This window comes from Vibrio sp. 10N.222.46.A1 (assembly GCF_041473595.1).
GTDB lineage: Bacteria > Pseudomonadota > Gammaproteobacteria > Enterobacterales > Vibrionaceae > Vibrio > Vibrio tasmaniensis_A.
Map to the genome: position 1 here is coordinate 1 of NZ_JBFRSN010000838.1, position 4,670 is coordinate 4,670.

Below are 4,670 nucleotides of genomic sequence, written 5' to 3' on the forward strand. Positions count from 1 at the left end.
GGTAACGGCATTGCCGCTTTACCACGTATTTGCATTGACAGTGAACTGCTTACTGTTTGTTGAGATGGGTGGTCGTAACCTTTTGATTACTAACCCTCGTGACATTCCTGGCTTTATTAAAGAACTACAAAAAGTTCCGTTTACCGCGATTACTGGCGTAAACACCTTGTTCAATGCGCTAGTGAATAACGAAGATTTCCACGAGTTGGATTTCAGTAACATGCGTTTATCTGTTGGCGGCGGTATGGCGGTTCAACGCGCTGTTGCTGAGCAATGGAAGAAAGCGACAGGTGTCCACCTACTTGAAGGCTATGGTTTAACTGAATGTGCTCCTTTGGTCACAGGTAACCCATACGATTTGAAAGACTATACGGGTGCAATCGGCCTGCCAGTACCATCAACAGAAGTTCGTATTGTTGATGATGAAGGTAAAGTGGTTGGCAATGACCAAGTGGGTGAATTGCAGGTCCGTGGTCCTCAAGTGATGCAAGGTTACTGGCAGCGTCCAGAAGCGACCAAAGAAGTGATCGATCAAGACGGTTGGCTATCGACAGGTGACATCGTTAAGTTTGATGATGAAGGCTTGTTGTACATCGTTGACCGTAAGAAAGACATGATTCTAGTGTCGGGCTTCAACGTTTACCCGAACGAGATTGAAGATGTTGTGGCTCTGCATGGCAAAGTGTTAGAAGTTGCGGCTATCGGTCAACCTCATGAAGTGTCAGGTGAGTTGGTTAAGATTTACGTTGTGAAACGTGACCCGAGCCTAACCAAAGAAGACATTATCGCGCACTGTCGTGAGCACCTAACGGGCTACAAGATCCCTAAATTGATTGAGTTCCGTGAAGAACTACCAAAAACCAATGTAGGTAAGATCTTACGCCGAGTGCTTCGTGAAGAGAACGATGCTGAGCTTGCTAAACGCGCAAGCGAGTAACGAGCTCATTTACGAGAAGATGATGCACCATAAGCCATAGCAGCGCTTAATCTAAGCGAGCGCTGAAAAATGGTGTTAGAATGCCGACAGTTAATGTCGGCATTTTTGTATCCGGCGATCAAAGTAAAATCAGTGAGAGTTTTTGTGGATTATCAAATCATTACCCAAGTGAAAGACCTTGAGCGAGTTTGCCAACAAGCACGTGAAGCCGATGTTGTTATGCTTGATACAGAGTTCGTTCGTACAAGAACCTATTACCCTCAATTAGGCTTAATTCAGTTATTTGATGGTGAAACGCTGTCACTGATTGATCCTATTGCTCTTGATGAAATGACCCCGTTTGTTGGGTTATTGAAAGACACTTCAGTACTGAAAGTTTTGCACGCGTGTGGCGAAGATCTAGAAGTGTTCCAGAACGCATTTGGCTGTACGCCAACGCCAATGGTTGATACGCAGATCATGGCAGCCTTCTTAGGTCATGGTCTTTCAACTGGCTTTGCAGCTCTCGTTTCAGAGTTTGTAGGCGTTGACCTAGATAAGAGTGAATCTCGCACCGACTGGCTAGCGCGTCCGCTTTCTCAAAAGCAACTCGACTACGCAGCAGCAGACGTTCACTACTTGATGCCAATGTACAACAAGCTTCTAGAAAAAGTGATGGAAGCGGGCTGGTGGGAAGCGGCACAGCAAGAGTCTGATTTACAAGTGGCTAAGCGCATCCGTAAAGCAAACCCAGATAACGCTTACCTTGATATTAAAGGCGCGTGGCAGCTAAAGCCTCAGCAGCTAGCTATTTTAAGACCGCTAGCAACTTGGCGTTTAAAAGAAGCGATTAAGCGTGACTTAGCGCTGAACTTTGTTTTCAAAGAACAAGACCTATGGGCTGTGGCGCGTTTTGCGATGAAAGACCCTAAGCACATGGAGCAAGAAGGTTTTGATTACCGCTCTGTACGTCGCCATGGCGCTAAAATCAGTTCAATCGTTAAGTTAGCTGAGCATACGCCAGAAGAAGAGTACCCTGCGCCAGTAGAACGTCTAATGGACTACCCAGGTTACAAGCAACTCTTCAAAGTGTTGAAAGATGAAGTGAAAACAGCATCGCAACACAGTGGTTTAGCGACTGAGTTTTTGGCGTCGAAGAAGCAACTTAATCAAGTGTTAAGCTGGATTTGGAAGTACGATCGTAATCCTGAAAAGCTGCCAGATGTTATGCAAGGTTGGCGTTTAGATGTGGTTGGCGAGAAGCTAAATAAAGCGATCAAATAACCAACGACTGCAATGACATTTCGATGATTCAAAGAAAAGCGACCCGTTAAGGTCGCTTTTTTTATTCGTTGAGCTTAATTAACCGCTGTATTGAAATGCCTAGGCCATTCTTTGCGTTGGCTTCCAGCGTGCTAGTTCCGGATCAAGCTTGATACCTTGCGAAGTCAGCAGGTTAACACGAGCCAAGTAGGCTGCGCCGTGCATTAGGTGTTTTGCTAGGTCGACTGCATTACGCTGCTGGTAATCATCTAGGTAGCTGTCTTTCGCCCATGCGTTGAATGCGCCAAGTGCCGGGCCAGCCCATACTTGATAATCCATCTCACGACCTTGTTCGCCGGTGTTTGACCAACGGCTAGAAAGACCCAAGTACCAACGGAAAATCAACGCCATTTTACGTTTCGGGTTACCTTCAGCACGCTCGATCTGTTTAGGATCGCGCTCGTTAAAGTGCGCCACAGTCCCTGCCCAAATGTCATCCAGTGTTGAACGGAATACTTGCTTCTCAAGCTTCAGACGCTCTTCTACTGGAATCGCTTCAATTGAGTCGTAGCGAGTGTAAAGTTCATACAACTTGTTCGCACGCATTGGGAATAAAGTGCCGCGCTTAACCACTTGCAGTTTCACGCCCATTTCGAACATGTCTGCTGCCGGAGCCATAGTCACGTCAGCCATTTCAGTTGTCGAAAGCAGCTTACGTGTGTGTTCGCTCGCGCCAGCCTCAACACACGCTTGGTTGATTGAACCGGTAACAATGTAAGCAGCACCCATGTTAAACGTCGCTAGAGCCGCGTCAGGCGTGCCTACGCCACCACCACAACCGACACGTAGCGGAGTTTTGAATTGGTACTGTGCTTGGGTTTGTTCTTTCAGTGCAAGAATCGTTGGCAGCAGGGTAACCAGTGGACGGTTATCGGTATGACCACCAGAATCGGCTTCTGCGGTAATGTCATCAGCCATAGGAACCAGCTGTGCCAGTTCCATCTGTTCTGCTGTGATTCGACCTTCATCAACCAAAGCTTGCAGCATTTTAACTGGAGCTGGTTGCATGAACTTACTTGCAACTTCAGTACGGCTTACCTTAGCAATAACCTTGTTGCCAATCTGAATCTCACCTTGTGCATCGCGGCTAAGGCCCGCGGCACGGTAGTGAACGATCTGCGGTGTTAGGCCTAAGAAGGCAGAAGCCTCAACCGTTTTCACTTTGTGTTTCAAAAATAGCTCTACACTGCCGCGCTCTAGAGCGGGTTCGCTTGGGCTGTGAATCAGGTTAAACGCATAAGGACCGTTTGGCAGTGCTGCTTGAATACGGTTGATCGCTTGCTCAACGCGAGACGGGATTAAGCCCGCCGCGCCAAATGAACAAAGAATGCCAGCTTGGCCAAGCGCAATCACTAACTCTTCAGATGAAATGCCGTTTGCCATTGCGCCCGCATAGTAAGCGTATTTCACGCCGTGACAGCGACGAAAATCTTCGTCGCCTAGGCTTTGTGTACCAAGTGCAGGAGCAAAGGCGCTAACAGGTTGGCTGTTCGCTGAGCTTGCTGAATCGCCCGATGCAATCTCTGCTTGTTGGCTAACACCTAACCCTTTTTCTGGGTGGTTCACGACGTAACAAGCAAGGCTTAAGTCTTTCAATATTGTCGACATTGCTGCGTTATCAAAGCGAGTTGTGCTCTCTTCGATCTGCCAAGGCCACGGAGATAGCTTTTCGTTATTGATTGTAGTTTGAGTTGTCATACTAAATTCTTTCCTAGTTCTCTGTCAGGCTTATGCTTCTTCGATACAAATCGCGATGTCTTTCACTTCGTAAATACGTAGACCATCTTTGCTCAGGTTTGCGTCGCCAACGATGATGCGTTTGCCGTCTTCGTCTTTGATTGCAGTGATGTGTACATCCAGTGACATCTGTTTGTTCAGAGGGTTAATCTGACCACGGTATTTCCATTTCACTTCAGATTGGATTTGACCAAACTTAGGATTGCGGAAGCCAGCACCAAGATCTTTATTTAGCGCATAGGTTTGCATCAGTTCGATGATCGCTTCGACACCTAGAGAACCTGGCATTACCGGATCTTGATGGAAGTGGAACTGGAAGAACCAATCGCTTGGGTCAATCGTACGCTCAGCGTATAGGTAACCCAGACCGTCTTTACCACCATCGCTGGTGATCTGCACCGTATCGATAAAGTTCAAGCGACCGCCAGCCAGTTGGTAGTGCTCTTGCACTTCACCAGTAGCAGAAACAGGTGCATTGAAGTAACGCGTCGTTTTGTCTAGTAGGTTGATGTTTACATCCGGCGTGCGGTTGTTATCAACATGCCAAGGGTGAGTCACTTTACCGTTGTCCAAACCAAGCTGGTCTTTCAGTGCTGCGCCCTTGAAGTAACCGAATACCGCTGTACCTTGGTAGAACGGCACGCCGTCAGTGCTCAGTTCGAAGCTGAAGCTCTGAACGATGTTGGTGCCCATC

Annotated in this window: 3 protein-coding genes and 1 pseudogene; 2 read left to right on the forward strand and 2 right to left on the reverse strand. The window is 47.5% G+C overall.

The window, feature by feature from the left end:
• The coding region (locus tag AB4496_RS20770) for an AMP-binding protein (protein ID WP_372131838.1) at window positions 1-937 on the forward strand (937 nt) is incomplete at its 5' end.
• A 144-nt stretch (window positions 938-1,081) separates the two neighbouring features.
• The gene (gene rnd, locus AB4496_RS20775; RefSeq protein WP_032500282.1) at window positions 1,082-2,200 is read left to right on the forward strand and encodes a ribonuclease D; all 1,119 of its coding nucleotides are present in this window, start codon (window positions 1,082-1,084) and stop codon (window positions 2,198-2,200) included.
• 99 nt (window positions 2,201-2,299) lie between these two features.
• Here rnd and pfaD read toward each other — a convergent pair whose 3' ends face one another.
• Window positions 2,300-3,937, reverse strand: coding sequence for an eicosapentaenoate synthase subunit PfaD (gene pfaD, locus AB4496_RS20780; RefSeq protein ID WP_009847297.1), 1,638 nt, complete (start codon window positions 3,935-3,937; stop codon window positions 2,300-2,302).
• A gap of 30 nt (window positions 3,938-3,967) precedes the next feature.
• Window positions 3,968-4,670, reverse strand: a pseudogene (locus AB4496_RS20785) (beta-hydroxydecanoyl-ACP dehydratase); the annotation flags it as partial.

Excerpts from the sequence above, each read along its gene's own strand:
- pfaD (WP_009847297.1), bottom strand. The coding sequence starts at position 3,937 with ATGACAACTCAAACTACAATCAATAACGAAAAGCTATCTCCGTGGCCT.